The following is a 26,022-nucleotide window of genomic DNA, read 5'->3' on the forward strand; positions in this document are numbered from 1 at the left end:
GCAGAGCAGGGCGTTCGAGCGGGCGTTAGCGCGGCTCAACCCCTACGTCCCGCGGTAGTCAGTCGTCTGCTCGGGCCTGTTCGAGCAGTTCGTCCGGGGCTACCGACGCGAACCGGACGACAGCGTCGAAGTGTTCCAGCGGGAACCGATCACCGCTGGTGATGCCACGTCCCTGTTGGTCGGCCAGTTCGCGGTCGATAAACCGCCGCGCGACCAGCGCGAGTCGGCCCTCGCCGTCGGCCAACTGCTTTTGGGCCTGTTCGAGCAGTAACGCGGCCGTGAACACGTCGAAGATGTAGTTCGACAGCCGCTTGGCCGTGAGTTGTGCGTACTCGCCGTCGGCCGTCGCGAGGTCGCCCAGAGCCATCGTCAACTGCTGGTACTCCTCCTCGACGAGTTCGGCGTGAGCGTCGAGCGCGGGGTGATCGATCCCGTCGAGACGGTCCTGCATAGCCGCCATGAACGGTTCGTGGGCGTCCTCGCGTTCGAGTGCCCGCAACACGTCCAGCGCGAGGATGTTCTCGGTCCCCTCCCAGATGGGAAGCACCTGGGCGTCCCGGAGCAGGCGGTTCGTGACGAACTCCTCGACGTAGCCGTTGCCGCCCTGAATCTCCATGGCGTATGATGTCGTGTCGATGGCCATCCGCGCCGTGCGAAGCTTCGCAATCGGAATCAGCAGCCGCATCAGCCGGTAAGTCTCCTCGGCGTCCTCGCCCTCCCGGACGGCCTGTTCGCGCTCGGCAAACAGCCGGGCGGCCTCGAACGTGAAGGCGGTTGCGGCCTCGTGATCGACGGCCATATCCACCAGGTCGGCGCGCATCAGCGGGTACTGGTCGATAGTGTCCCCGAAGGCCTCGCGGGTCGCGGCGTGGATCTTGCTCTCCAGCAGGGCCCGGCCCATGATGCCGCAGGCGCCGGTGGCGTTCGAGAGGCGTTCGAGGTTCAGCATCTCCGTCATCTGCTTGAAGCCGTTCTGTTCCTCTCCGACCAGATACGCCTTCGTGTCCTCGAACTCGACTTCGCCGGTCGGAACCGCCGTCGTTCCGAGTTTGTCCTTCAGCCGCCGGTACAGTTGGTCGTTGACCGCGTCGACTGGGGGCGGGCCGTCGAAGGCCCGTCGCCTGCCCTTGGTCAACACGCCGTCGTCGGGGTCGCCGTGGGGAACGAGAAACATCGAGAGCCCCTCGGTGCCGTCCGGAGCGTCCGGCGTGCGGGCGAGTGCGAGCGTCCCCTCGGCGTCGATGTTCGAGCAGAACCACTTCTCGCCGGTGAGTCGCCAGCAGTCGGCCGCCTCGTCGTACTCCGCGGTCGTCTCGTTCGCGCCCACGTCGCTGCCGCCCTGCTCCTCGGTGAGAAACATCGCCCCCTCGATCATCTCGTCGTGCTCGCGGCTGGTCAGCGCCTCGTAGTACGCCGAGAGACTCCCGTCGTCGAACAGTTCGAGGACGTGTGCCGCCCCCGCGGTCATCGCAACTGGACAGCCAAAGCCGCTGCCCTCGGCGTAGGTGAGCAGGTAGAACATCGAGAGGAAATGCGTCAGCGGCAGTGGCTCCTCCCGCTCCGGCGGAGCCCGGAAACAGTCCGCGATGAGCCCCGTCTCGTAGACCAGCCGTTCGTTCTCGAACTGCTCGGCCGGATACCGGACGAAGTTCTGGACGTTGCCGTGTTTGTCGTAGGTGTGCAGTTCCGGCCCGTGCGTGTCGATGTAATCGGCGTTGTCAGCGACGGTGTTGCCGATGATCGCACCCAACTCCGCCAGTTTCGGTTCGGCGTACGCGAAGTCCTCGGCGTCGTAGACGCGTTCGATCTCCCGCTGTGCGGTCTCGTCGACCGCCCAGTAGTTCAAGTGGCGACCCTCCTGGAACTGGCTGTAATCTCGACCGTCCCCCATACCACGTCCATCACGCAGGCGAGAAATAAGTGTTACCGCGCATCACTCCGTCGACTCGGCGTCGACGCGGATCGTCGGGAACTACTCGGACAGCGCCGACTCCTCGATTTCGGAGACGTACTCCTCGAAGGTGGCTTCGTCGACAGCGAGGTCACGCTCCTCGAACCGCTCGGCGAGCAGCGCCGGCACGCGGTAATCGTACCGGCCGCGTCCGGCGTGTTCGATCAGCCCCTTGGTACGGAGCCGACGGTTGTGGGCGTAGGCGTCCGTTCGGCTGCCGTCCCCGCCGGCCGAGAAGTGTGCGTTCAGCGGCGTCTCCGGCCCGGCATCCCGGTAGAATTCGAGCATCTTCCGTGTCTTCGTCCGGAGTCCCGTGATCTCGGCTTTCAACTCCCGAACGACCAGTTCGGCGTCCTCGGTCTCCGTCGCCGTTTTCGAGCGTTCGCCCGCCGCGTCGAGAAACTCCGTCTCCTCGCGGATCTGTCCGCCGGCCTCGGTACCCGACTGCATCTCGGTGACGGAGTTGAGCGCTTCGAGCACCGCGTCGGCGCTGAACTCGCTGGCCGCACCGTTGGACTGTGCGACCGCACCGCCGTCGGTCGATGCGAACTCGGCGTCGGCCGCCCACGCGATCTCAGTCTCCTCGGCCGCTCCGCTCTCGTCGTCGACGGTCGGACTCGGCTCGTCTGTGTCCTCCGCATCGGCTGACTCCTCGGTCTCGTCCCCGTGGAACGAGCCCTCCTCGACAGGGTCGTCTGTCCTCTCGTCGGCTTCGGAGTCCTCCGTGTCCGTCTCCCGAGACGGCGTAGCCGGGGATTTGAGATCGGGGCCGCTGTCGAGATCAGGTGCGGTCGTCTTCGCTCTGCCGCGTTCGTGCTCGGTCCGACCGGGTTGTGCGCCGTTGACCTCCTCGACCAGCGAGTTGACGAACTGCTCGGCCATGCGGCTGAGATCACGGGCGTCCTGGAGTTCGCGTTCGAGTTCTGCGATACGGGAGTTCTTCCGGTCCAGTTCCTCGCGGAGTTCCTCGATTCGGTTCTCGCGCTGCTGTTTCTCCTCGGAGATGTCCTGCAGTTCCGAGACGAGGTCGTCGCTGACACTTTTCAGGTCCGGGCGCTCGAAGTCGTCCAGTCCCGGCGTCGCTCCGGCGTCAAACGTCTGTTTACGGAAGAACTGGACCCGCTGGATGGATTCCGCCCAGTCGGTCATCAGAAAGCCCTCGCCGTCGTCGAGGTCTTCGACAGCGTCGGCGTAATCGCCGTCCAGAATCCGCCCGACGACTTTCGTATCGTTGTTCCAGGTCAGGCGGTGCCAGAGCAGCCAGTCGCACTGCGTGATGAAATCTTTCTTCACGTCTGCGGGCCGCTGGCTGATGCCGCAGATTCCGAGACCGTGTTTCCGGCCGCGCTTGCCGATTTTGATGAGCATGCGGCCACACTCGCCGACGGAGCCGTTCTCGGGAATGTACTCGTGGACCTCCTCGACCAGCAGCAGGAAGGGCTGTTTCTGCTTTTTCGCTTTCGCGAAGAGGCTGCGAGCGACCGCGGTCAGCACCTCCTCGGCCTCGGACTCGTCGAGATAACTGGAGACGTCGAGAATGATCGGCACGTTCTGCTCTAAGGCGAGCGAGGCGAGTTTCTCGGCGTGATCGGCGCTGATCTGGATATCACACTCCTCGTCTGCGCCCGCGTGCAGAATCTCGTACTCCTCTTTGAGGCCGTAATACTCCCCGTCGATGTCGACGATCAGCAGCCCGAAGCCGTTGTCCAGCAGTTTCTCCGCGATGACACTGGCGGAGTTCGATTTGCCGCTCCCGGATTTGCCGGTGACGAACCCGCGCCCGGTCAACAGCTCGACGACAGGCAGAGAGACCTCCGTCCCGGCCTCGCCGGTGTTGCCGAATCCGCTGCTGCGCTCGGCGACTGTGATCCGCTCCGTCTCGCTCATACCCCAAGTAGAGAGATCACCGGCCATAACTCTCCGTCAGACGGACGGCGGACGCTCGGGGCGACCGCCGACGGAACCCGGAAATGAAAACGGTTATGAGGAGATTTAGGCTAACCTAAGAATAGAAACGGTTATATATGTTTTAGGCTAGCCTAAAAACATGGTATCTAACGCGGACGGACAGACGACAAAGACGCGTCGAACAGTACTGAAATACGGCGGCACACTCGCGGCCGGCGCCGCGCTGGCGGGCTGTACGGTCGAAGACGACGGTGGCCGGCAGTCCGAGGGAGATATGACGGTGTCGATGCCGCCCGTCGGCGAGGTGAGTTTCGAGGAGCCTCCGGAAACGTGGGCGGCCAACAACGGCAGTTGGGCCGACATGGGAGTCGCGCTCGGCCAAGAGCCACCGGAAGCGGTGTATCTGGCTCGACGGTACCACACCCAGTACTACGACGACATCCCCGGCGTGAGCGTCGACGGAAGCGACATCGACTCGCTGTGGACGAGCGAACTGAGCGTCGAGCAGTTCCTCTCGCTCGGCGAGGACGTCGACGTGTTCGTCATGGACCCGAACTTCCTGGTCGGCCGCTCGAAAAGTCTGGACGACAGCGACATCGAACAGATCGAATCCGCCGGAACGCCCTTCTTCGGCAACAGCATCTTCTCCCGCGGATACGAGTGGCACGACTACGAGTATCTCTCGCTGTACGAGGCCTTCGAGCACCTCGCAAAGTTGTTCCAGGAGACGGAACGCTACGAGGCCTTCGAGAGCCTGCACGAGCAGTTCCAGAGCAATCTCGAATCCGTCCTCCCCCCAGAGGACGAACGGCCCTCCGTTGCGATCATGTGGCCCCAGCCACTCAACGAACCGACGAAGTTCTCCCCGTATCTCATCGACGAGGGGACGAGTTTCAAGCAGTGGCGGGACCTCGGCGTCGAGGACGCGTTCGCGACGACCGACGTCAAGGACTTCCACAACAACCGCGGCCGGATCGATTACGAGACCCTGCTCGAAATCGACCCCGACGTGTTGCTGCTGCGCGGGAACGAGGCGAAGACGGCCACCGAGTTCGAGGAGACTGTCCTCTCGTTCATGCGCAACCACGACGTTGCGAGCCGACTGACCGCCGTCGAGAACGGTGATGTCTACCGCGGCGGCTCGCTGTATCAGGGACCGATCACGAACCTCGTCCTCACCGAACGCGCCGCCAGCCAGGTGTACGGCGTCGACGAGGAGTTGTTCGACCGCCGGCGTGTCGCCGACATCGTCGCCGGCGAGTTCGAGTAACGGGGCGGCCGTCCCGCAGGCAGAAACGCTGAACAATACCTAAGTTCTCCGAGGAACCAACGGCAAACGATGGATTCCCGGACGCGGAGTGCCCTCCTGATTACCGTCGTTGCCGTGCTCGCGGTCGGCCTTTCGGCCGCGACGCTCACCTCTGCCGTCGAGTCGAACGCCGAGGGAAGCGGCGGAGGCGGCGGGGGCGGAGTCCAGAGCGATGCAGGCCCCGTCGACCTCGACATCGAGAACCCCAGCGGTGGAGACTCGCTGTCCATACTCGAACGAGTCCTCGCCGTACTGCTCGTGCTGGGTGCGCTCGGGGCGTTGGTGTACGCGCTGCTATACCGCAAACGCGCCGTCGCGTTGCTCGGGATCATCGTCGCCGCGGCCGTCGTCATCTGGCTGTTCACCCAGGCGATCAGTATGCTCTCTGCACCCAGCGGTTCCGGTGGCCTGTTCGGCGGACTGTCGGGGCTGACCGGCGAGGGCGGCGGTGAGGAAAGCGAGTTGCAGTCGTTCCGGGTGCTCACGGTGATCCTCGTCGGTGCCGGGCTGGCAGTGCTCGCGGTGTATCTGCTCACCGGGAGCGAGCGGTCGCCGCTGACCCCCGACGAGGACGAGGGCGATGCGACCGAGGAGCGCGGCGACGCGACGGAGATGGGGCGGATCGCCGGCCGCGTTGCGGACCGGATCGAACGACAGGACGCCGACGAGAGCCTCGAAAATCAGGTGTACGAGGCCTACAGCGAGATGACCGCCCAACTCGACGTTCCCAACGACGAGTCGACGACACCGCGGGAGTTCGCCGAGGCGGCCGCCAGCAGGGGGATGGCCGACGACGACGTGTCAGCGCTCACGTCGCTGTTCGAGGCGGTGCGGTACGGCGGCTACTCGGCGACCGCCGACCGGGAGCAGGAGGCTATCGAGACGCTGCGACGGATCGAACGGAGATACACCGATGAGTAGGCGCTACTACTACCTCGGTGGGCTGGTGCTGTTCGTGGTTGCGCTGGCCGAACTGTTCGCCCCCGGCGTCCTCGGTCTCCCGTTCGGAAATATCACCGCGGGACTGGTGGCGGTCGCCGCGCTTCTCTACGGGCTGGTCGTGGTGCAGTCCCGCCGAGACCAGGCGGTGACCCGGACCGAAACGCCGGACGTCGAACTGACTCGTCCGACGACCGTCCCCGGCGAACGACTCAGGGACGTGCTCAACACGTTCCCCGGCGTCACGACCTCGCGCCGCTCGGACGCGCGTATCGGACTCAGAGGTGCCGTCGTCGCCACGCTCACACAGTACGGCGAGTACACGGAAAGCGAGGCGGAAGCCGCCGTCCGCGAGGGGACGTGGACGGACGACCCGGTCGCCGCCGAGTTCGTCGCCGGTGTCGACTCCGGGCGACCCGTCCGGGACCGGATCCGGAGCCTGCTCGGCCGCGAGAGCTACGATCAGCACGAACGGACCGTCGACGCCCTGCTCGGCGTCGCGGGTATCAGAGCCGAGGAGACGACCACCGCCGAGTTTCCCGGCGACTTCGAGGAGACGACGGTCGATCCCAGTCCGCGGGAGGCCACCGGAGCATTGACCCTCGGGCGGCGACGGCTGACCCGCCACTGGCTCGGCGTCGGCATCGTCGCGCTGGTCTGTCTCGGGGTCGGCGTCCTCACCCGCTCGCCGGCCGTGCTCCTCGGGTCGGTGGTCGGTATCGGCTACGTCGCCTACGCACGGGCGCACTCGCTCGACGACCCCGGACTCACAATCGAGCGGACGGTCGAGGACGCGGATCCGGAACCGGGCGAGGAGGTCGAGGTGACGGTGCGGATTACCAACGACGGCCCCGAACTGCTCGCCGACGTGCGGCTGATCGACGGCGTGCCCGAGTCCCTGGCGGTGAGCGAGGGCTCTCCTCGGCGGGGGACAGTGCTCCGGCCCGGGGAGTCCGAGACACTCTCCTACACGGTGACCGCGACCCGAGGCCACCACGAGTTCGGTCCGGCGCTGGTACTGGTCAGAAACCTCCCCGGATCGGTCGAGCGGGAGGTGTACCTGCGCGACGAGACGACCATCGAGTGTTCGCCGTCGACGCGCCCGATTCAACGCTCGGTCCCCGTGAGAAACTCGGTGACCGGGCTGCCCGGTCAGATCGAGACCGAGACGGGGGGATCGGGGATCACCTTCCAGACGATCCGGGAGTATCAGCCCGGCGACCCGCTGAGCCGGATCGACTGGAACTACCGGGCGCGGACCGGCGAACTCGCGACGGTCGACTTCCAGCAGCAGCGAGCGGCCTCGGTCGTGGTGTTGATCGACGTTCGCGAGACGGCGTACGTCGGCCCGTCTCCCGACGCGCCGAACGCGGTCGAGCGGTCAGTCGCCGGGGCGGCGCAGGTCTTCGAGCGGCTCCTGGACGACGGGAACCTCGTCGGCATCGCGGCGATGGGAGAGGCGGATTGCTGGCTGGCTCCCGGCACGGGGAACGCACACCGCGAGCGCGCCCGAAAACTGTTCGGCTCGTCGCCGGCGCTGTCCCCGTCGCCGCCGGAGTCGGGTCGAACGTCGGACTGGCTCAGACAGCTCCGCCAGCAGCTCGATCCCGGGACCCAGCTGCTCGTGTTCTCGCCGCTGTGCGATCCCGGAACGGTCAGGATCATCCGCGATCTCGACGCCCGGGGGTTCCCGGTGACCGTTATCAGTCCGGACCCAACCGGATCGCGGACAGCCGCACAGAAACTGTTCACGCTCCGGCGGAGGCTCACGCTGACGGCACTTCGCCGTGCGTCGATTCCGGTCATGGACTGGCAGCCCGAGACGCCGCTCGAAGCGCTCTTCCGGGGGCGACAATCATGAGACCGACCACCCGGCGTCCGACGCGGCTGTGCAGCGTCGCGGCGCTTGCGGCCGCCCTGGTCTGTGTCGGGGCCGTCGGACCATACGGCGGGCTCGGCACCGCTTTCGCCGGGCTCGGCGTACTCGCGCTCGCCGCCGGCCTCGGTGTCAACTCCCGGCCGCTGGTGACGCTGGGGCCGCTCGCGCTGTTTGTCGGGGCCGTCGTGGCCGGAGCCAGGGACGCGCCGGTCCTGGCCACGCTGTTGGCCATCGTCGCGGCCGTGCTCGCGTACGACTTCGCGGCTACGGGTATCGATATCGGCGCACAGCTCGGGCGAGAGGCCGACACCCGCCGACTCGAACTCGTCCGTCTCGGAACCAGTTCGTTCGTCGGGGTCGCGACCGGAGGCGTAAGCTACCTCGTCTACGTGCTCGGAACCGGCGGACGCCCGCTGTCGGCGGTCGTCGCGATGCTTCTTGCCGTCATTATCTTGTTCGTCGCACTACGGCGGCAGACGCCGACCGGCTGATTACTCGACGGTCGGCACCGGTACCTCGTCGAGAAGCTCCGCGATGATCGAGCGCTTGTCGACGCTGTCGACCTGCGCTTCTGCGGTCAGGACCAGCCGGTGGGCGAGCACCGGTTCGGCGATTCGTTTGATCATGTCCGGCGTGACGAACTCCCGGCCCTCCAGCATTGCCCGGGCACGGGCGGCCTCGAACAGCCGCTGTGAGCCCCGCGGGGAGACGCCAATCGAGACGCGGTGGTCCGAGCGGGTCGCCCGGGTGATATCGAGGATGTACCGCATCAGGTCCTCGTCGACGCGAATCTCCTCGGGGCGGGACTGAAGCCCCAGTACGCCGTCGCGTGAGAGGACCGTCTCGACGGTCGGGCTGCGAGTGGTTCGGCCGTCACGGCGTTTGAGCAGGTCGAGTTCGCCGTCGTACTCGGGATAGCCCAGACTCGTCTTCACCATGAACCGGTCGACCTGCGCCTCCGGGAGCGCGAAGGTACCCTCCTGCTCGACGGGGTTCTGGGTGGCGATGACGAAAAACGGCTCCGGGAGCTCGTGTGTTTCGCCGTCGACGGTCACCTGCCGCTCCTCCATGGCTTCGAGCAGCGCCGACTGGGTCTTCGGCGGGGCGCGGTTGATCTCGTCGGCGAGGACGACGTTCGCGAAGATCGGACCGTCCCGGAACTCGAAGTCGGCGCTGTCCTCGTCGAAGACGTATGTGCCGGTCACGTCCGCGGGGAGAAGATCCGGCGTGAACTGGACGCGGGAGAAGGAGAGTCCGAGCGCCGTCGCCATGCTCCGTGCAGTCAGTGTCTTGCCCGTCCCCGGAACGTCTTCGAGGAGAACGTGGCCGCGGGCGAGCATCGCCATCAGCACCGTCTCGAGGAATCGGCGGTCGCTGACGACCGCCGCACTGACCGAGTCGATCACTGCGTTGCACTCCTGGGCTGGATCGTCCGTACTCATGCGTGTCTCCGGGAACAGCCGTCGCGGGGACCGTTCCGTCTGTCGCGGGCTTCGGTTGGTCGACACTTCACTGTTGGTGTCCGGTTTCACGCCCGGAGACGCTGCCGGCAAACGACAGACATACATTTGCCAGGTCGAAATGCACAATATGAGTACCGGCGTTGCGATGCTGAACTTCGGCGAACCGTCCGAACCGGACCGTGAGCGTGTTCTCGATTATCTCGAACGAATCTTCTTCGCGAACGCCGACCTGGAGGACGCCGACTCGGAGGAGGCCGCCCGCGAACGCGCCCGCACCCTCGCCAAGCGACGCCTCCCGGGGCTGATGGAGGAGTACGAGGAGATCGGTGGCTCCCCACTCAACCCGCAGGCGAAGGCACAGGTCGAGCTCACCGAGGAGGTGCTCCGCGACCGCGGCTACGACGTCCGGACGTACTTCGGGACGCAGTACACCGAACCGTTCATCGAGGACGCCGCCGAGCGGGCGATGGAGGACGGCGTGGACCACCTGATCGGACTGCCGATCTACCCCCTCTGTGGCCCGTCGACGAACGTCATCTCGCTGGACGAACTCGACGAGGCGGTCGAGGATCTCGGCTGGGACGTCGAGCAGGACGCGATCACCGGCTGGCACAAACACCCGACCTACAACCGGGTCCGTGCGGAGAACATCGCCGAGTTCACCGACGAGCACGGCCTCGATCTGAACGACGAGGACACCGCGCTCGTCTTCTCGGCCCACGGCACGCCGAAACACTACCTCGACGAGGGGAGCCGCTACGACGTCTACGTCGACGAGTTCTGTGACGTGACGACCTCACTGCTCGGCGTCGACGAGTATCACCTCGGCTTCCAGAACCACTCCAACCGCGACATCCCGTGGACGGAGCCGGAGGTCGAGGATCTGATCGAGGAGATCGACGCCGAGCGGGTCGTCGTCGAGCCGGTGAGTTTCCTCCACGAGCAGAGCGAGACGCTGTCGGAGCTCGACGTGGAACTCAAAGAGGAGGCCGAAGAGGAGGGACTGGAGTTCTACCGCGTTCCGATTCCGCACGACGACGAGCGGATCGCAGAGGTCTTCGCGGACCTCGTCGAGCCGTTCATCACGGACTTCGACGCCTCCTACTACCAGTTCCGACAGTGCCAGTGCCGCGACGAACCGGGGACGATGTGTCTGAACGCCCCGAGAGAATGAGCATGCGAGTTGGCATCATCGGCGGCGGGATCACGGGACTGGCGCTGACGCATTACCTGGCCGAGGAGGGGATCGACTCCACCACCTTCGAGGCCAGCGAGGAGCCGGGCGGCGTGATCCAGACCCGCCACGTCGACGGACGCGTGCTCGAAGCGGGGCCACAGCGGATGCGCAAGACGCCCGGCGTGGCCGAACTCGCCGAGGCCGCCGGCGTCGGCGACGCCTTCGTCGAGGCCGGCGACGAGAAGTTGTACGTCTACGCCGACGGCAAACTCGGCCGCGCGCCGCTGTCGGTCGAGGAGTTCTTCCGAACGGACCTGCTCTCGTGGACGGGCAAGGCCCGCCTGCTCGCCGAGGTCTTCACCCGGCCAGGGATGGAACAGGAGACGGCTCGTGATCTGTTCGTCCGGAAGTTCGGACGGGAAGCCTACGAGAAGTTCATCGGCCCGCTGTACGGCGGGATCTACGGCTCCGATCCGGCAGAGATGCCCGCGGCGTACGCGCTGGACAGCCTCATGGAACGCGAGGAGAAGGCGGGAAGCTTCCTGCAAGCGTTCCGCAAGCGGGTCGGACAGGGCCAGAAAGCGCCGCCGGCCTCGATGGAGCGGGGGATGCAACAGCTCCCGAACGCCGTCGCCGAGACCTACCGCGACCGGATCGAGCTATCGACGCCGGTCACCGACATCGAACCGGTCGACGGACCGGAGACCGCCTTCCGGGTCGAGACCGACAGCGGGACCGAGGAGTTCGATCACGTCGTCTGCACGACGCCGGCGAGCGTGACCGCCGATCTGCTCGACGGCATCACGACGGGGATCGACGATCTGGACTCGCTGCGGTACAACCCGCTCGCGCTGGTGTACCTCGAAGCCGACCTCGACCGGGAGGGCTTCGGCTATCAGGTGGGCTACGGCGAGGATCTGCACACGCTGGGGGCCTCCTGGAACGCGAGTATGTTCGACCGCGACGGCGTCTACACGGTCTTCCTCGGCGGCATGCACGAGCCCGAGTTGGTCGAGCAATCCGACGAGCGACTGATCGAGATCGCTCGCGAGGAGTTCGAGACCGTCACCGGCGCAGACTCCTCGGCGATCGACGTGGCGCGACTCGATCCGGGCTTCCCCGCGTGGGATCAGTCCTGGTGGGCGCTCGAAGATGTCGAGACGCCCGAGGGAGTCGATCTGGCGACGAACTACACCGCCCGGATGGGAATCCCGAGCCGCGTGCGCGAGGCCCGAGAGCTCGCGGACTCGCTGACCGGGCGGGTCGACCAGCGCGGTTCGGAGTCGGCGGCGAGTACGGACAGCTCCGCCGCGACGGCACAGGCCGACGACTGAGCTACCGCTGGATCTCTTTTGCCGTCTCGACGAAGGCCCTGACCGACTCGACGGGCGTGTTCTTGTTGACGCCGTGGCCGAGGTTGAGGATGTGTCCCTCCGGACCGGCCTTGTCGATGATCTCGCGGGTCTTCTCGCGGACGAACTCGGGGTCGGCGAACAGATACGAGGGGTCGAGATTCCCCTGGACCGGCGTATCGCCGAGTTGCTCGCGCGCCTCCCCGATGTCGACCGTCCAGTCCAGGCCGACCGCGTCCGCGCCCGACTCCTGCAGGAGATCGAGTCGGCCGTTCATCCGGCGGACGAAGACGATCGTCGGCGCGTCCAGCGCGTCGAAAATCTCCTGATGCAACGGCAGGACGAACTCCCGGTAGTCCTCGGGCGTGAGCGTGCCGGCGTAGGTGTCGAATAGTTGGACGACGTCGGCACCGTTGCCGATCTGGAACTGCAGGTACTCCTTGACGACTGCGGTGAACGATTCGAGCAGGGTGCGGAAGGCCTCGGGATGCTGTGCCCGGAGCCGTCGGAGCGGCATGTTCGTTCTGCTCGGCCCCCCGGCGACGGCGTAGGAAGCCAGCGTGAACGGGCCGCCGGCGAAGCCGATCACGGCCGTCTCGTCGCCGACGCGCCGGTTCAGGCGGACGAGCAGTTCGCCGACGTAGTCGAGTTCTCTGGTCACGTCGCCGTGTGATCGGTCGACATCGTCGGGTCCGGTGACGGGGTCGTCGACGACCGGGCCGACACCGCTTTCGATGTGATAGGAGAAGCCGAGCGGTTCGAGCACCGTCAGGATGTCGGAGAACATCACGACGCCGTCGGGCCTGTAGTACTCCCAGGGCAGCAGCGTGATCTCCGCCGCGACTTCCGGGGTTTTGATGGCTTCGAGAAAACTGTACTCCTCGCGGAGGTCGCGGTACTCGGGGATGTGACGGCCCGCCTGGCGCATCAGCCAGACCGGCGGCCGCTCGGTCCGTTCCCCACGGGCAGCACGAACGAGGAGGTGATCCATTGCTCCCTGATTCGACTGTGGGGAGTTAAGGGCTTTTGATACCGCGAACCGCCAGCGCATTTGGATAACCATTTAACGACAGCCTCGGAAGGGACACCCATGGGAGCACCACGGATTCTCATCATCGGCCCCCCAGGTGCAGGCAAAGGAACACAGAGCAGCAACCTCGTCTCGGAGTACGGCATCGATCACATCACGACCGGTGACGCGCTGCGAGCGAACAAGGACATGGACCTGAGCCACCTCGACACGGATCGAGACACCCCGCGTGCGTACATGGAGGCGGGCGATCTCGTCCCCGATGTCGTGGTCAACGAAATCGTCGAGGAGGCGCTGTCGAACGCCGACGGCTTCGTGTTGGACGGCTACCCGCGCAACATCGACCAGGCCGAGGAACTCGAATCTATGACCGACCTCGACGTGATCCTCTCGCTGTCGGTCGGCCGCGAGGAACTGATCGACCGGCTCACCGGTCGACGGGTCTGTGACGACTGCGGCGCGAACTACCACGTCGAGTTCGACCAGCCCGAGGCCGAGGGCGTCTGTGACGACTGCGGCGGCGAACTGATCCAGCGTGACGACGACACCCGCGAGGCCGTCGAGAACCGCCTCGACGTCTTCGACGAGGAGACCCAGCCAGTCGTCGAATACTACCAGGATCGCGAGGACTTCGTCGAGATCGACGGCGAGCAGACACCCGACGGCGTCTGGGACGATATCAAAGCGACCGTCGACGAACACGCGGAGTGAGGAGTAAAAGCTTGATAGTACTCGGTCAGCCTAGAGACAACCAATGCCACGAACAGCACAGAAAGTAGACGAACTCGCCGAGGAGGGCGAGCACATGACCGACGCCTTGCAGGCGGTGTTATCGGTCGCCGAGGAGCAGGGCTCGGTCACCTGGAGCGACGTCTCCGACGAGATCACCAGCGGCGAGTGGGGACGGCTCATCGAGACGGGGATGCTCACCGACGCCGACGGCGAGGGGTTCGTCATCGAGGACCCCGACGGAATCCGGGAGGCACTGGACGAGGCCGATCCGGCCGACCTCTCCGATCAGGACACCTCCTGGACCACCTACGACAAACTGGCGGCGGTGACCGCAGTCGGGATGTTCGCCGGGTACGCCTTCGATTCGGCCAGACAGGCGATCGGTTCGACGATCGATATCCTCGTCGGGCCGCTCAACGACCTGCTACCGTTCTACGTCGTCATCCTCGTCCTCGCGGTGATGACCGGGCTCGCATCAGCTATCTTCCAGGACAACCTCGGCAACACGGAAGTGATGAGCGATTACCGCGAACAGACAGAGAAGCTCAAAGAGCGGCGTGAGAAGGCCAAAGAGCGCGGCGACGACGAGGCGCTCGAACAGATCCAGCAGGAGCAGATGGAGATGATGTCCGAGAACCTCGGAGTGTTCAAGGCACAGTTCCGGCCGATGGTCTGGATCATGCTGTTCACCATCCCGGTGTTCCTCTGGCTGTACTGGATGACCATCGACGTCGGGGTCGGCGGGAGTTCACCGGCGCTGGTCCTCCCGATCGCAGGCGAGATCAGCTCCTGGCGAACCAAGCTCGTCGGCCCGATGGAGGTCTGGATCGTCTGGTATTTCGTCTGTTCGCTCGGGTTCGGCCAGATCATGCGCAAGGCCCTGAACGTCCAGACGACCCCCGGCTGATCGAAACACGCAACCTCTTTTAGCCCCACCACGTCATATCCCGTATGTTGATTACCGTATCTGGTCCGGCAGGCTCCGGTAAGAGCACACTCGCGGACGCTCTCGCGACGGAGCTCGGCTACGACCACGTTTCGGGCGGTGATATCTTTCGATCGATCGCGGAGGAGCGCGGACTCACCCCTCTGGAGCTGAACCGCCGCGCGGAGGAAGACGATCAGATCGACCGCGACCTGGACCGGCGGCTCCGGTCGACGGCCCGCGAGCGCGACGACCTCGTGCTCGAATCCCGGCTGGCCGGCTGGATGGCCGGCGAGTACGCCGACCTTCGGCTCTGGCTCGACGCACCGCTCGACGTTCGGGCCGAACGAATCGCCGACCGCGAGGACAAATCCCCCGAACAGGCCCGCGAGGAGACGCAGGCCCGCGCCGACAGCGAGGCGCTGCGGTATCAGGAGTACTACGGCATCGATATCGACGATCTGCGGATCTACGATCTCGTCATCAACACGGCCCGGTGGGACGCGGACGGCGTCACGGATCTCGCTCTTCGGGCGGTCGAGAGCTACGACGAGACGGGCGACGAGGGAATGGTATCGATCACCGGCGTCGAGTACGACTTCGGGGAATGAGCCTCCGCGATCCACCTGGCGAGCGAACCGTCGGAGAACTGCTCTCCTTCGGCGTCTGCAACCTCGACAAACCGCCCGGCCCGACCTCCCATCAGGTCGCCGACTGGCTCAAACGACTCGTCAACGAGGCCGGGACACGGACGGGCGACGGCGAGATGCTCGACCGAGTTGCACATACCGGCACACTGGACCCGAAGGTCACGGGGTCGCTGCCGTCGCTGTTCGGCGACGCGACCAGACTCGCACAGGTGTTCGCCCGGAGCGACAAGGAGTACATCGCCGTGCTCGAACTCCAGGGACCGCCGCCGTCTGATTTCGAGGCCACGCTCGCGGAGTTCGAGGGCGAGATTTACCAGAAGCCACCCCGAAAGAGCGCAGTCCAGCGGCAACTACGGAGCCGTCGAATCCACGACCTCGACCTGCTCGAACTGGACGGCCGGCAGGCGCTGCTCAGGATTCGCTGTGAAGCCGGAACGTACATCCGAAAGCTCTGTCACGACATCGGACTCGCCCTGGGCACCGGCGCGCACATGGGTGATCTCCGGCGAAGCCAGACCGGGCAGTTCGACGACAGCGATCTGGTGACGATGGAGGAGTTCGCCGACGCGCTCGCGTTCTGGACCGAGGACGGCGACGAGCAGTGGATCCGGGAGGTGGTCGCGCCCGCCGAGCGAGCGTTGCGGTCGCTGCCGCGACTGATTATCGCGCCCAGCGCCGCCCGCGAAGTTGCCGAGGGTGCACCGGTCTACGCGCCCGGCGTGATCGACGCCGAGGCCGCCCCCATCGACGGCACTCCTGTGGACGAGGCTGCTCTCGTGGCCTGCTTTACCCCGAACGGGTCGGCGGTCTGTTTCGGGCGACTCGTCGGCGACCCCGACGCCTCGGCCGGGACAGTCCTCGAACTGGAACGGGTGCTCGTGTAGCTCCGAATCGAAGGCCTTAATCCCGGCACCGTCGTTGTCTCGAAACGCGGGACCGTGGGGTAGCGGTATCCTCGGCGCATGGGGTGCGTCGGACCTGAGTTCGAATCTCGGCGGTCCCATCACGTTCCTTACAGGATACCCATCGTAGCAGTCTTAGCTGTGCGAGCCGCCAACTTTCTCAGAAGAATAATCTGAAACTAAGTCGGTCTTTAAGTACCGACGAACGGGCCGACCTATCAAAAAACGGACTACACGCTGTCGTTGAGACGTTACGCCGCCAGCGGTGGCCGTACGGTCCCTGTGAGTTCGTTCGTGCAAGTCGGCTCGTCGAGGACGGTGGTTCTCGATGACTGCCAGCCGGTCGGACTCGACCGCTATCGGCTGGTCGGCAGTCTTCCGTCCCGGTTCGGATCTCGCTGTCGATCTCCCCGTGGCCGTCCTCCGGTACCTCCAAGCCGATGCCGGGGATCGCGTGTTCTACCTCGTCGAGGACGAGGGAACAGTTCTCGCGTATCACGAGCGGGACGTTCCCGACGAGAGCGAGCGGATTGTCGGCGTTCGCACGGTCACCGAGCAGTCCGACGGCAGGCCGACCGTCCGGCTGACGAGTACCGCTCTCACCCTGCTCGACGCCGCCGAGGATGACCACATCTACGCCGACGACGGCCCCGGTGAGTCTGCGCGTCTCCACCACTCCCCCGGTCGGCCTGACGCCGGTCGTGACGTGGGCCACGAAGCCGACTCCCGTACCCGCGACGAGATACCTGAGGAACACCTCAACCGCGTTCCCGAGGACATCGACTGGACGAACTACGCCGCCTACCACTGCCGGTTCCCCCGCTGTAACGACCCCTGTCTGAACCGTGTCGACAGCCCGTACAGCCTGACGAAGACTTGCCGAGCGTGTTTTGCAGAGTCCGACCTCGACGACCTCGACGTTCGGGGCGACCACCTACCGGAGTGGGCAAAGAGCCTCGACCCGGCCGACCAGACCACCGCAAGCGAGGGTGAGGGAGAGCCGGCACGTCCGGCAGCGCAGCCGGCAGGCGAGCAGCCCGAACCGGACCGCGAGCGCCCCGAGCGGGCCGCACCGACTCGACCGGCTGGAAGCGCCCCCTTGCGGGGCGACCCGGAAGCCCGAGCGCACCCCCCGAACCCTGTGGGTGAGGGGGATTTTCACGGTGACACACACCAGCCAGAGAGTGAAGACAGACCGACTGAACAGGGGGCTCTCGAATGATGCCCCTGTTCGACCCTCACCAATCTCTCCGTCCGTCCGTCCGTCTCTCTGCGTCCGGTGACGGTCACAGAGAGCCGCCCCTCCATGTGGGGGGTGGCTCGGCTTGCTTCCGCGTTCAAACTGACTTCCAGCCGTCCCATGCCCTCCTTCTCGCCTGATGAGCCTTGCCGAGCCCCCCGGACACCTTGGCGGGCTCGACTTGGCGGATAGATGTAACACTCCCGTCTTAGCAGACCTGCTGGACGAGCGCGACCTTCTCGGACACGGCCCGCTGATCGACGACTCCCTCACAGAACGCGATACCGACAGATGCCGGATAACGAAGTTCATCGCGTCGAAACCGGAAGGTACCCCGCTGACGCACATCGTTTCATACACTCTCAAAGGCGTTTCTAACGACCGGGCCGAGCGCGTCGACGGCTCGGACCCGGACTACCAGTTTGCATACAGGTTCGTCGACGAACTCGCCACCTGCGAACAGCCGTACGTCGAGAAATGGGAGTCGTCCGGCGTTCTGATGGTGTCGCCCACCCTGCGGCTTCTTGACTTGATTACAGAAGGCATTACTCAAACAGCCCACGCTGACGGTCTTCGTCGAGACCGCCAATTTCTACAGGATTACCTCTCGAACGTCGATTCTCTCGACGAGAAAGGGAAGCAGATGCTCGACGATGATTTTACATCCTACCTCGACCGGATCGAAGACTACCGCCTACTGTTCGATGTTCACCGCGTAGATCGCCGTGGCGGCGAGTCCACCCAGCAGATGACGAAGCGGTACAAGACGCGGTTTAACGACGAGGGCCGGATCTCGAAGCAGTACGCACGATTCAATGACGCCCTCGAATACGCCTACGAGCACTACGAGACTGCGGCTGTGGCGACGTTCACAACCGACCCGAAGCAACAGCGCCACCTGCTCGACGGAACCGAGAATATCAACCCGAATTTCAACCGTCTGCTGTCTTACCTCTCGCGGGACCCGTCGACGGAGAAAGACACTCGCAAAGAGAGCGTAGCGAACTGGCGGCCTGATCTTGCCGACGACGTGACCGGACGACCGCGTGAACGACCGGAGTACATCAAGGTGCTGGAGTTCACAGAAAAGGGCTACCCGCACCTGCACGTACTGTTTTTCGACGTTCCAACTCGTGAGAGCGACGGCATGCCGTGGCTGTGCGACAAGCAAGAACTCGCGGCGAAGTGGTCGGACTACGGCCAAGGCGAAATCATCGACGTCTACCCGCTGGTGTACCGTGACGATCTCGACGACCTCGACCCCGACTTTCAGGACGAAGAGGGATTCGTCGACTGGTACCGCTTTGGTGACCACGATTACGGCGAGCAGTGGGTTCGTGACCGGACGAAGCAACACGATCTAATCGAGTTCGGAGATGAGACGGAAGAAGAAGAAACGACAGCCGGCGCGTATCTCGGGAAGTACCTGAGTGCGACGTTCGGATCGCTGCTCGACGCTACGGATTCATTCGAGAAGACCGACGACGAACGCGAGACCTACGGCGACAAAGCGGCGACGTGGAAGATCGCCCTGTACTGGGCGACGAATCGCCGGTTTTCGTCATGCTCGAAGAAGATCGGTCGCGGAATAGACCCGAACGAACACCTGCAAGACCCCGACGTGCGCGAGGCCGTCCGGGACCGCTCGCTGGATTCGATGAAAGCCGCGTGTGAGTCGTCGATCAAGGACACCCTCGCTCGTCGACGGTGGACAGATATAGACGATCTCGATGCCGCGATAGAACGGGCGATTTCAGACGTAGAGAACCCGGCAGTTCGCTCGACGTTGCCTGATGAATCATCGTTCCGCTGTATCATCAACTATCGCGGTGCGTATGCCTACTGGGACCTGCCCGCGGACGGAACTACCGTCTCTATCGATCTCGAAGCCATTGAGGACTACGTAGCGAAAGACGAGGAATTACCGGTGGTTGACCGAGAGAATGATCCCCCTGTAGCCTCCGTTTGGCACTGATTAGCCTGTTCTCGTTGACCCGGCAGTGACTACTAAAAAATTAAACCATGTTGTGCTAAAGTAAGATCTATGGATAGGTTTCCTGATGTTGAAATCCTCCGTTGGGACACTGATTGCTGGAAATCCGGTGAAGAAACACCTGTGGTCTGCTTTCACTGATCTTTAGACCACGTTCTGTCACAGACAACAGGGAGGACAGCAGTATATTCCTTCTCAGGAAATAACATAGTGATCTCCATTGATCGAGGAGCTTCTTCAACGAGTCGCTGAAACGGTACGTCGGGCTTGGAAATGAGCTCTCCATCCCGTGCATAATGATGCGAGTGAAATCCAATTGGGGCGAGTGGGGCACCCCATTTGAACTCTTCTTGTGTTGGTTGCTCTCCACCAGAAGACACCTCAATGTTGGATAGCTCCACTTGTCCCTGTCCAATACTGATACCGGTGCCAATCAACGACTTGTTCTCAAAAAGAGACTGGAGTCGGTCGGAACCATGATCTACGGCACGGGCAGTTCCCCACCGGTCAAAAGACATTGTACTGGTCTCGCCTGAGTCATAGTGAATCCGTACACTGTCATCCGCTTCGAGATACTCGTATGCACGCTCAGGAGCTGCTTCAAATGATATACTCGGGGCTTTTCCAAGTCGCGTTACCGGTTCAACATCAGGAGTGAACTCTTCGTCTTCACGCCTATCCGCGGGCTTTGAAGAAGGGTCATCATTGTTATCAGTGGCAAGACAGCCAGCAAATGCAAAACAGATTGAACTTCCTACTCCTGTGAGGAATGCTCTGCGGGTCATATGACAATTACTGATATAATATCCTAAATGTCTTGTGTGGACTAAATGAAATTAGAAAGCCAGTTTGATCCCTCCCAGAGATTGTGTCCTGAGCTTTGTTTTGAGTAGTTTAATCCAAGTAACGAACATCCAGAAAGGGCGACAGTTGTGCCGACGCTTAAAAAAGGAAATGGCGTCGAAAGCACGAAGAGACCATCTGCTCAAAAAATAGTCAGTCCAAAAATAAGTGTCTGAGTGTAGAGGCAAATAACAATTGGCAGGCTCTCGCCCTATATTTCGCACAGCTAACGGGATCTCTATCTGAACTGGCAGAACTTACGGTAGTCAATACGCATCTGTACTGACTGAAACCGCAATCGATCCTGAATCCTGATCGAATAGCTACAAACCGGATATCAAAAGACGGTAGACCGGTCTATTCGTCGTCTTCAGACGGAAGCTCGTCCCGCACTTCATCAAAAGCTTCCTCGATTTTCTCCGGCATCTGCTCTAAGTCTTCGTCGCTCACAGGTTGCTCCTGTCTTTCACTCCGTGCCATCGTTCAAATCTCCGTATGTACTCTTGGACGTTCTCCTTCAAATCCTCTTCGGCGAACTCGAACCCTTCGTTTGCCGAGATTGGGCCGGTGACTTCCTCGACCCGGTGCTTCGCTCTGTGTCGGTACACGTCCCGATGAAGGCCCTCCTCCGTCACATCGTGCCCGCTGTCGTCGTCCTCGTCGTGATCGTACCGGACGACTGTCTGCCACTCCCCGTCGAGCCAGTACTCCAGTTGAACCATGAATTTCGTGACGGTCCCTTTCTCCTTGCTGAACGCTAATCGGAGTTGGACACTCTCGCTGAGCCTCGTCGGCGGTGGTGCGATGTCGTACTCACTCATGGAATGCAGTCCACTCTTTCAGTTTTCTTCGTCTCGCAGACGCTCAATTACCCTCTTTTCCGCCTCTCTTAGAGGGTCTTCAAACTCGGGACCTTCTCTAATTATGCTGTTATATTCGTTCCGAACCCGTAGCTGAAACTCCTTCTCACTCACGTTGAGCTCTTCTCTGATCTCCGCTAACCGCTCTTGGTCTTCTTCGTCCCACCCTAACTTTTCAGGGCTGTACCAATCGTCTTTCCCGTATTCCTCTTTCCCGACGTACACTCGACTCCCTTCTTCCGTTATCTGGTACTTCCCTCGCTCTACTTTCTCGACTAACTCACCCGCCTGTAGTGAGTTTAACCGATTCGAGACACCCTCTCTCGACCGATCAATATTTTCTGCTATGATCGACGGAGACAGCACCAGATTGGTCGATAGGACATCCAAAATCTCCAGATCCATATCAGTCAACCAATCTGGTTCGGTATTATCGCCCATACACCGGACTGTACCTGCTGTCTTGTAAATGCTGTTCACCAGATGCCCCCCACTCCATCCAAACAACTCTGTAGTATTCACGAATTGGTAAAAACTACTAAGTAGCAACGAAATAGATGCTACTTACGGATGGAATCAGAATCAAATCTCCAACTCGATCTGCCGGCAAGTCGTCAGAGAGTTGACGATGGTCGACAGTATCGTCTCCGCTGTCCAGACTGCAGAGAAACAACCCGGTCACCGCACTCTGAGTTCCTTGCCTCCCGCCAGCGTACGGAGCCGTGTCCGAACTGCGACCGCATGATGGGACTCTCGGAGGTGTCCAGATGAAGGGTTCGCAGGCGTCCCTGACCGAGTTCCAGAAACGAACTCCCGAGAAAATCATCGAGCGTGTCCAGCGAAAAGCGCAGTCGACCCTCGCTGCTCGCTCGTCGACGAAGATCGAGGTGTCGGGATGAGCGACGACGATCTCGAACCCCTCGATCCGCACCAGGCCCTCGACATGTGGCTCGACCGCCAGCGGGCCGAGAAATCCGAGGAAACCGTACAGTCGTACTACTACCGCGTCCGGCAGTTCGCTGACTGGCTCGTCGAGGACGGAATCACGAACCTGAACAACCTCGACGGCCGAGACGTGTTCCGGTACGACTCTGATCGGCGTGCTGACGGCCTATCGAAAAGCGCGCTGAACAACCAACTCGGGACCATCAAACTGTTCTTGGATTTCTGCGTCGACGTGGAGGCCGCCCCCGCTGACCTTCCGGCGAAAGTCGAGATTCCAACCCTCTCCAAAGCCGAACGCGCGAATGAGGAAAAACTCTCGGCAGAGCGCGCTGAGACGATTCTCGAAAACCTCGAACGGTTCGACTACGCCAGCCGGGACCATGCGATGTTCGCGCTGGCGTGGCACACCGGAATGCGTCTCGGTGCGCTTCGCTCGCTCGATCTCCGAGACTGCTATCTCGTCGAGGACGATCTCGAACGGCTGGCTCACGAGGACGCCATCGAGAGCGAAGCCCTCGACGACGTGCAAGTACCGTTTCTGTACCTGCGCCACCGACCGGATTCGGACACACCGCTGAAGAACAGCCTCGAAGGTGAGCGCCCGGTCGGGCTCTCGGAGGAGATCGGCCAGCTGCTCCAGGACTACATCGAGGTGAACCGCTACGAGGTCACCGACAGCGAGGGCCGCAAACCGTTGTTCTCCAGCCAGAAGGGAACGGGTCGAATGTTGAAGGGTGCGATTCGCTCGCGGTTCAACATCGTGACCCAGCCGTGTCGATACGGCGTCTGCCCGCACGACCGAGACACCGACACCTGCGAGGCGCTGGAACACGGCTATGAGGCCCGGTGTCCGTCGGCTCGATCTCCCCACCGTATCCGTACTGGTTCGATCACACACCACCGGGATGAAGGCTGGCCGCCGGAAGTGCTGGCCGAGCGCGTGAACGCCACGCCGGAGGTTATTCGGACCCACTACGACCAGCCGGACCTGCTCAAGCGGATGGAATCGCGTCGTGACTACCTCGACTAACAGAGCCATGAGTGACCACAACAACCCCGACGTTCGGATGAACAGCGAAAAAAGAGACTCGCGTACCTCGGCGGTCCCATCACACCGTTTTCGTCGTCAGTCCCGCTCGGAGAGCGGTCGCTCCTGCAGGCTGACCCAAACATCAAAGCCACAGCCACCACTGGTCACCGTATGGCCTCCGACCTCGGGAACATGCTCAGGATGATGAACATCCTCGGCGACGAGGGGTTCGTAGACGCGCTGGAAAACGCCGAGAGGCTGGTGAAAAACGCGGACGAGACCCTCGAACGCGTCGAGCAAATCGAGGGTGACGCCGAACGGGCAGTTCGGGAAGCGAACGAGACGCTGACCGCCGTCGACAACCGACTCGCGAAGTTCGACGAGACGATTTCGCTGCTCGAAGCCAAGATCGAAGCCGGATTCAGCGTCGGGTTTTTCTTTTTCGGGCTGAATCGGTATCTGGAGGGTGAGTTGCTCCTCGCGGGCGCGCTCTTTTTTATGGGCCTGCTCGGCGCGTCCTCACTCGTCGTGACTATCGTGACACTGCCACAGGTCCGGCGACTCCGCGAGATGGGGCTGCAGGCCTATCGTCGCGTCGACGAGGAAACCGACGGCAGCAGCAGCGAATCGACTGGAAGCGTGCGCCAGCAACTGGAGACCGGGGGGCATGAGGGTGGGTCAGTCGGCAGTGGGCAGGAGGAATCGACAGACAGCGGACGGGACAGACCGACGCGTACCGAGCGGCGACGACGACGTTCGGGACGGTACGGCCGTCGCGAACAGTGAGGACTCGCCGTCGGTGTGACAAAGACAGTGGGGGTTGCGGCCAGAAGCGCGCGAGCAGTTCAGGTCGGCGTCTGGCCGGCTTCGGGTTGGGGCCCTGGGTGGTGTCTACCGATGGTGGCTGCAAACCAGATCCAGGAGTGAATCTCTCGATAGTGTGGGGTTGGGTGCTCTTCCAAGGCCCATCGTCGCCTTTCGACCCATCGGTAATAAACTCTTTGAAACTCACGATTAGTTTATCAGAACAGCGACGGAAGACGGGCTCAGTATCGGGAGACGGAGTCTCGGGCAGGTAGCTGTGTTGCCGCCAGCAACGTTCGGACAGAGAGTCGGAACCGGTCGCTCCCGAGGGCCGCTGTTCGGAATTGCGTCAACACAATACGGCAGGCGGCCGTGCCGGAGTCGGTGGCTGACGGATCGCAGTCACTCGGTTCGACCCGAAGTTGTTAAACCCACACTGTGTGAACGATTCGGTATGCAGAAGCTCATCATCCACGGGGACCCCGGTATCCGAAAGGGTGCGACCATCGAGTACGAGGGCACCGAGTACGTCTGCTTCGGGATCAACCGTCAGTGTGAGTTCAACGGACCCGAGGAGGTCCAACTGTGGTGTACGGTCGGCCAGCCGGACGAGCGCGAGACCTACGAGCGGCGAGAGTACATTCCGATGCATCTGGATGTCGAGTCGGCCGACGCCGAGGAGATCACCGTCCTCGAAGCGGCCGCGTAGGTCACGCTTCGGAACGAGATTCACACCCGTCGCTGTACTCGGCAGTGACGGCCGCGAAGACGGTTGCGAACAGAAGCCACGTCGAGCGCTCGACGCCGAACGCAGTCGGTCCGGTGAGAGCGGCACCGAAGCAGAGAATCGCCAGTACCCAGAGGGCAACGTACTCGATGCTGGAGGGAAACCGTGGCGAGTCCATACAGAACTGTCGGACCGGAATCGACATAGTGATTTTGTGAACTGCAGTTCACAGGCGAACTGAGAGCCAGTGATTTTTATTGCCGGAAGCCGACTGAACGGACATCGATGGGGTTGAAATCAGCGCTTCGAGTCGTGCTGTTCGCCGGAGTCGCCGCGGTCGGCGTGGCCGCGGTCTGGCTGTTGTTTCTCTGGTATCCGAGTTCGGGACTAGAGTTAGCCGGAGTGCTCCTGCTCGTTCTCGCGGCACCGCTCGTGGTCAGAGTTGCCGGCTCCGTAGCCAGTTCGATCGTACCGTCGTACAACGTCGCGGAAGTTGGCGTCACGGGAGCGATCACTCGCACCGCCAGCGGGGGGATCGGCTCGCCGCCGACGGGAGCCAGTGCCGACCGGATCGTCGAGCAGATCGAACGGGCCGACGCCGACAGCAGCGTCGACGCGCTGCTCGTCCGGTTGAACACGCCCGGCGGGGAGATCGTCCCCAGCGAGGACATCAAACTCGCGGCGGAGGAGTTCGACGGGCCGACGCTCGCGTACGCGACCGATACCTGCGCGAGCGGCGGGTACGAGATCGCGAGCGGTTGTGACGAGATCTGGGCGAGAGACGGGAGCATCGTCGGCTCGATCGGTGTGATCGGCTCCCGAGTCACCGCCGCGGAGTTGGCCGACCGCCTCGGAATCCAGTACGAACAGCTCACCGCCGGGGAGTACAAGGACGCCGGCACACCGCTGAAGGAACTCGAAGACCACGAACGCGAGTACCTACAGGGGCTGATCGACGAGTACTACGAGCAGTTCGTCTCGAACGTCGCCGAGCGCCGCGAGATGGACGCCGAGACAATCGAGGAGACGGAAGCGCGCGTATACATCGGAACCGAGGCCAAAGAGCAGGGGCTGGTCGACGAACTCGGGACGAAAGACGACGTGACCGACGCACTCGAAGAGCGACTCGGGACCGACGTGTCCGTCCGTGAGTTCGAGCCGCAGTTCCCCCTCGCCCAGCGTGTCCAACTCGGCGCGCAACGCTTCGCTTTCGCGTTCGGGGCCGGCCTGGCCAGCATCGTCACGGGTGAGAACAACCGGTTCAAGTTCCGGTAACCCCGGCCGACGTTCGGCCGGAGTCTGTGCCCTCCGTGACCAATTCTCGCCTGCGAAAATGTGAGGGCACGTATTATATGTGTCGGGG

Annotated in this window: 25 protein-coding genes and 1 tRNA gene; 18 read left to right on the forward strand and 8 right to left on the reverse strand. The window is 63.1% G+C overall.

Going from position 1 to position 26,022, the window contains the following annotated elements:
* Window positions 1-58: 58 nt before the first annotated feature.
* Together GRX03_RS05735 and GRX03_RS05740 are read right to left on the reverse strand one after the other, a co-directional pair.
* Entirely contained in the window at window positions 59-1,891 is a 1,833-nt protein-coding gene (locus GRX03_RS05735; protein ID WP_159763259.1) for an acyl-CoA dehydrogenase family protein, read from the reverse strand.
* An 81-nt stretch (window positions 1,892-1,972) separates the two neighbouring features.
* Entirely contained in the window at window positions 1,973-3,838 is a 1,866-nt protein-coding gene (locus tag GRX03_RS05740) for a helicase HerA domain-containing protein (protein WP_159763260.1), read from the reverse strand.
* A 160-nt stretch (window positions 3,839-3,998) separates the two neighbouring features.
* Here GRX03_RS05740 and GRX03_RS05745 point away from each other — a divergent pair, with 160 nt between their 5' ends.
* The 4 genes from GRX03_RS05745 to GRX03_RS05760 all read left to right on the forward strand — a co-directional run bounded on the left by GRX03_RS05745 (window position 3,999) and on the right by GRX03_RS05760 (window position 8,477).
* Window positions 3,999-5,129 carry an ABC transporter substrate-binding protein gene (locus GRX03_RS05745; RefSeq protein WP_159763261.1) on the forward strand — a complete coding sequence of 377 codons (1,131 nt, stop codon included), beginning with the start codon at window positions 3,999-4,001 and terminating at the stop codon, window positions 5,127-5,129.
* A gap of 69 nt (window positions 5,130-5,198) precedes the next feature.
* Window positions 5,199-6,089: a DUF4129 domain-containing protein gene (locus GRX03_RS05750; protein WP_159763262.1), complete on the forward strand. Its 891-nt coding sequence runs from the start codon at window positions 5,199-5,201 to the stop codon at window positions 6,087-6,089.
* A complete protein-coding gene (locus tag GRX03_RS05755; protein WP_159763263.1) occupies window positions 6,082-7,968 on the forward strand; it encodes a DUF58 domain-containing protein in 1,887 nt (628 codons plus the stop codon). The genes GRX03_RS05750 and GRX03_RS05755 overlap by 8 nt, the downstream gene beginning before the upstream one ends.
* On the forward strand, window positions 7,965-8,477 hold the full coding sequence (locus tag GRX03_RS05760; RefSeq protein WP_159763264.1) for a DUF7519 family protein: 513 nt from the start codon (window positions 7,965-7,967) through the stop codon (window positions 8,475-8,477). Before GRX03_RS05755 ends, GRX03_RS05760 begins: the two co-directional genes overlap by 4 nt.
* Here GRX03_RS05760 and GRX03_RS05765 read toward each other — a convergent pair whose 3' ends face one another.
* Window positions 8,478-9,428: an AAA family ATPase gene (locus tag GRX03_RS05765; RefSeq protein ID WP_159763265.1), complete on the reverse strand. Its 951-nt coding sequence runs from the start codon at window positions 9,426-9,428 to the stop codon at window positions 8,478-8,480. It lies immediately after the preceding gene.
* 148 nt (window positions 9,429-9,576) lie between these two features.
* On the opposite strand from GRX03_RS05765, the gene hemH reads away from it, so the two are divergent.
* Together hemH and hemG are read left to right on the forward strand one after the other, a co-directional pair.
* On the forward strand, window positions 9,577-10,623 hold the full coding sequence (gene hemH / locus GRX03_RS05770; protein ID WP_159763266.1) for a ferrochelatase: 1,047 nt from the start codon (window positions 9,577-9,579) through the stop codon (window positions 10,621-10,623).
* Between the two features lie 2 nt (window positions 10,624-10,625).
* Window positions 10,626-11,960 (forward strand): protoporphyrinogen oxidase, encoded by a 1,335-nt coding sequence (hemG, locus tag GRX03_RS05775; RefSeq protein ID WP_159763267.1) that lies wholly within the window; start codon window positions 10,626-10,628, stop codon window positions 11,958-11,960.
* Window position 11,961: 1 nt separating this feature from the next.
* Here hemG and hemE read toward each other — a convergent pair whose 3' ends face one another.
* The gene (gene hemE, locus GRX03_RS05780; protein WP_159763268.1) at window positions 11,962-12,969 is read right to left on the reverse strand and encodes a uroporphyrinogen decarboxylase; all 1,008 of its coding nucleotides are present in this window, start codon (window positions 12,967-12,969) and stop codon (window positions 11,962-11,964) included.
* A gap of 99 nt (window positions 12,970-13,068) precedes the next feature.
* Here hemE and GRX03_RS05785 point away from each other — a divergent pair, with 99 nt between their 5' ends.
* From GRX03_RS05785 to GRX03_RS05815, 7 genes are all read left to right on the forward strand, one after another.
* The gene (locus tag GRX03_RS05785) at window positions 13,069-13,719 is read left to right on the forward strand and encodes an adenylate kinase (RefSeq protein ID WP_159763269.1); all 651 of its coding nucleotides are present in this window, start codon (window positions 13,069-13,071) and stop codon (window positions 13,717-13,719) included.
* A gap of 43 nt (window positions 13,720-13,762) precedes the next feature.
* Window positions 13,763-14,647 (forward strand): DUF106 domain-containing protein, encoded by an 885-nt coding sequence (locus GRX03_RS05790; protein ID WP_159763270.1) that lies wholly within the window; start codon window positions 13,763-13,765, stop codon window positions 14,645-14,647.
* Between the two features lie 44 nt (window positions 14,648-14,691).
* Complete coding sequence (cmk, locus tag GRX03_RS05795; protein WP_159763271.1) at window positions 14,692-15,276, forward strand: (d)CMP kinase; 585 nt, start codon at window positions 14,692-14,694, stop codon at window positions 15,274-15,276.
* Complete coding sequence (locus GRX03_RS05800; RefSeq protein ID WP_159763272.1) at window positions 15,273-16,199, forward strand: RNA-guided pseudouridylation complex pseudouridine synthase subunit Cbf5; 927 nt, start codon at window positions 15,273-15,275, stop codon at window positions 16,197-16,199. Before cmk ends, GRX03_RS05800 begins: the two co-directional genes overlap by 4 nt.
* A 48-nt stretch (window positions 16,200-16,247) precedes the next feature.
* Window positions 16,248-16,318, forward strand: a tRNA-Pro gene (locus tag GRX03_RS05805).
* A 227-nt stretch (window positions 16,319-16,545) separates the two neighbouring features.
* On the forward strand, window positions 16,546-17,439 hold the full coding sequence (locus GRX03_RS05810; RefSeq protein WP_159763273.1) for a hypothetical protein: 894 nt from the start codon (window positions 16,546-16,548) through the stop codon (window positions 17,437-17,439).
* Between the two features lie 157 nt (window positions 17,440-17,596).
* Window positions 17,597-19,432, forward strand: coding sequence for a hypothetical protein (locus GRX03_RS05815; protein WP_159763274.1), 1,836 nt, complete (start codon window positions 17,597-17,599; stop codon window positions 19,430-19,432).
* A 152-nt stretch (window positions 19,433-19,584) separates the two neighbouring features.
* On the opposite strand, the gene GRX03_RS05820 is transcribed toward GRX03_RS05815, so the two are convergent.
* From GRX03_RS05820 to GRX03_RS16525, 3 genes are all read right to left on the reverse strand, one after another.
* Complete coding sequence (locus tag GRX03_RS05820; RefSeq protein WP_159763275.1) at window positions 19,585-20,235, reverse strand: hypothetical protein; 651 nt, start codon at window positions 20,233-20,235, stop codon at window positions 19,585-19,587.
* 504 nt (window positions 20,236-20,739) lie between these two features.
* Window positions 20,740-21,114, reverse strand: a complete 375-nt coding sequence (locus tag GRX03_RS05825; protein WP_159763276.1) for a DUF7718 family protein — start codon at window positions 21,112-21,114, stop codon at window positions 20,740-20,742.
* A gap of 18 nt (window positions 21,115-21,132) precedes the next feature.
* Window positions 21,133-21,594 (reverse strand): MarR family transcriptional regulator, encoded by a 462-nt coding sequence (locus GRX03_RS16525; RefSeq protein ID WP_201289191.1) that lies wholly within the window; start codon window positions 21,592-21,594, stop codon window positions 21,133-21,135.
* Window positions 21,595-21,920: 326 nt separating this feature from the next.
* On the opposite strand from GRX03_RS16525, the gene GRX03_RS16885 reads away from it, so the two are divergent.
* The 4 genes from GRX03_RS16885 (at window position 21,921) to GRX03_RS05845 (ending at window position 24,641) form a co-directional block, all read left to right on the forward strand.
* On the forward strand, window positions 21,921-22,052 hold the full coding sequence (locus tag GRX03_RS16885) for a hypothetical protein (protein WP_267902767.1): 132 nt from the start codon (window positions 21,921-21,923) through the stop codon (window positions 22,050-22,052).
* Window positions 22,049-23,128 (forward strand): tyrosine-type recombinase/integrase, encoded by a 1,080-nt coding sequence (locus GRX03_RS05835; protein ID WP_159763277.1) that lies wholly within the window; start codon window positions 22,049-22,051, stop codon window positions 23,126-23,128. Before GRX03_RS16885 ends, GRX03_RS05835 begins: the two co-directional genes overlap by 4 nt.
* A 171-nt stretch (window positions 23,129-23,299) precedes the next feature.
* Window positions 23,300-23,914, forward strand: coding sequence for a hypothetical protein (locus tag GRX03_RS05840; RefSeq protein ID WP_159763278.1), 615 nt, complete (start codon window positions 23,300-23,302; stop codon window positions 23,912-23,914).
* 472 nt (window positions 23,915-24,386) lie between these two features.
* On the forward strand, window positions 24,387-24,641 hold the full coding sequence (locus tag GRX03_RS05845) for an HAH_0734 family protein (RefSeq protein ID WP_159763279.1): 255 nt from the start codon (window positions 24,387-24,389) through the stop codon (window positions 24,639-24,641).
* A 1-nt stretch (window position 24,642) separates the two neighbouring features.
* Here the strand turns inward: GRX03_RS05845 and GRX03_RS05850 are convergent, their stop codons facing one another.
* Complete coding sequence (locus tag GRX03_RS05850; protein ID WP_159763280.1) at window positions 24,643-24,837, reverse strand: hypothetical protein; 195 nt, start codon at window positions 24,835-24,837, stop codon at window positions 24,643-24,645.
* Between the two features lie 107 nt (window positions 24,838-24,944).
* Here GRX03_RS05850 and sppA point away from each other — a divergent pair, with 107 nt between their 5' ends.
* The gene (sppA, locus tag GRX03_RS05855) at window positions 24,945-25,934 is read left to right on the forward strand and encodes a signal peptide peptidase SppA (protein ID WP_159763281.1); all 990 of its coding nucleotides are present in this window, start codon (window positions 24,945-24,947) and stop codon (window positions 25,932-25,934) included.
* Window positions 25,935-26,022 lie beyond the last annotated feature (88 nt).

The organism is Halovenus carboxidivorans (assembly GCF_009831575.1).
Lineage (GTDB): Archaea > Halobacteriota > Halobacteria > Halobacteriales > Haloarculaceae > Halovenus > Halovenus carboxidivorans.

Bases quoted from the DNA above. Each gene is read 5' to 3' on its own strand.
- GRX03_RS05735 (WP_159763259.1), bottom strand. From the start codon at position 1,891: ATGGGGGACGGTCGAGATTACAGCCAGTTCCAGGAGGGTCGCCACTTG.
- GRX03_RS05740 (WP_159763260.1), bottom strand. From the start codon at position 3,838: ATGAGCGAGACGGAGCGGATCACAGTCGCCGAGCGCAGCAGCGGATTC.
- GRX03_RS05745 (WP_159763261.1), top strand. From the start codon at position 3,999: ATGGTATCTAACGCGGACGGACAGACGACAAAGACGCGTCGAACAGTA.
- GRX03_RS05750 (WP_159763262.1), top strand. From the start codon at position 5,199: ATGGATTCCCGGACGCGGAGTGCCCTCCTGATTACCGTCGTTGCCGTG.
- GRX03_RS05755 (WP_159763263.1), top strand. From the start codon at position 6,082: ATGAGTAGGCGCTACTACTACCTCGGTGGGCTGGTGCTGTTCGTGGTT.
- GRX03_RS05760 (WP_159763264.1), top strand. From the start codon at position 7,965: ATGAGACCGACCACCCGGCGTCCGACGCGGCTGTGCAGCGTCGCGGCG.
- GRX03_RS05765 (WP_159763265.1), bottom strand. From the start codon at position 9,428: ATGAGTACGGACGATCCAGCCCAGGAGTGCAACGCAGTGATCGACTCG.
- hemH (WP_159763266.1), top strand. From the start codon at position 9,577: ATGAGTACCGGCGTTGCGATGCTGAACTTCGGCGAACCGTCCGAACCG.
- hemG (WP_159763267.1), top strand. From the start codon at position 10,626: ATGCGAGTTGGCATCATCGGCGGCGGGATCACGGGACTGGCGCTGACG.
- hemE (WP_159763268.1), bottom strand. From the start codon at position 12,969: ATGGATCACCTCCTCGTTCGTGCTGCCCGTGGGGAACGGACCGAGCGG.
- GRX03_RS05785 (WP_159763269.1), top strand. From the start codon at position 13,069: ATGGGAGCACCACGGATTCTCATCATCGGCCCCCCAGGTGCAGGCAAA.
- GRX03_RS05790 (WP_159763270.1), top strand. From the start codon at position 13,763: ATGCCACGAACAGCACAGAAAGTAGACGAACTCGCCGAGGAGGGCGAG.
- cmk (WP_159763271.1), top strand. From the start codon at position 14,692: ATGTTGATTACCGTATCTGGTCCGGCAGGCTCCGGTAAGAGCACACTC.
- GRX03_RS05800 (WP_159763272.1), top strand. From the start codon at position 15,273: ATGAGCCTCCGCGATCCACCTGGCGAGCGAACCGTCGGAGAACTGCTC.
- GRX03_RS05810 (WP_159763273.1), top strand. From the start codon at position 16,546: ATGACTGCCAGCCGGTCGGACTCGACCGCTATCGGCTGGTCGGCAGTC.
- GRX03_RS05815 (WP_159763274.1), top strand. From the start codon at position 17,597: ATGAGCCTTGCCGAGCCCCCCGGACACCTTGGCGGGCTCGACTTGGCG.
- GRX03_RS05820 (WP_159763275.1), bottom strand. From the start codon at position 20,235: ATGACCCGCAGAGCATTCCTCACAGGAGTAGGAAGTTCAATCTGTTTT.
- GRX03_RS05825 (WP_159763276.1), bottom strand. From the start codon at position 21,114: ATGAGTGAGTACGACATCGCACCACCGCCGACGAGGCTCAGCGAGAGT.
- GRX03_RS16525 (WP_201289191.1), bottom strand. From the start codon at position 21,594: ATGGGCGATAATACCGAACCAGATTGGTTGACTGATATGGATCTGGAG.
- GRX03_RS16885 (WP_267902767.1), top strand. From the start codon at position 21,921: ATGAAGGGTTCGCAGGCGTCCCTGACCGAGTTCCAGAAACGAACTCCC.
- GRX03_RS05835 (WP_159763277.1), top strand. From the start codon at position 22,049: ATGAGCGACGACGATCTCGAACCCCTCGATCCGCACCAGGCCCTCGAC.
- GRX03_RS05840 (WP_159763278.1), top strand. From the start codon at position 23,300: ATGGCCTCCGACCTCGGGAACATGCTCAGGATGATGAACATCCTCGGC.
- GRX03_RS05845 (WP_159763279.1), top strand. From the start codon at position 24,387: ATGCAGAAGCTCATCATCCACGGGGACCCCGGTATCCGAAAGGGTGCG.
- GRX03_RS05850 (WP_159763280.1), bottom strand. From the start codon at position 24,837: ATGGACTCGCCACGGTTTCCCTCCAGCATCGAGTACGTTGCCCTCTGG.
- sppA (WP_159763281.1), top strand. From the start codon at position 24,945: ATGGGGTTGAAATCAGCGCTTCGAGTCGTGCTGTTCGCCGGAGTCGCC.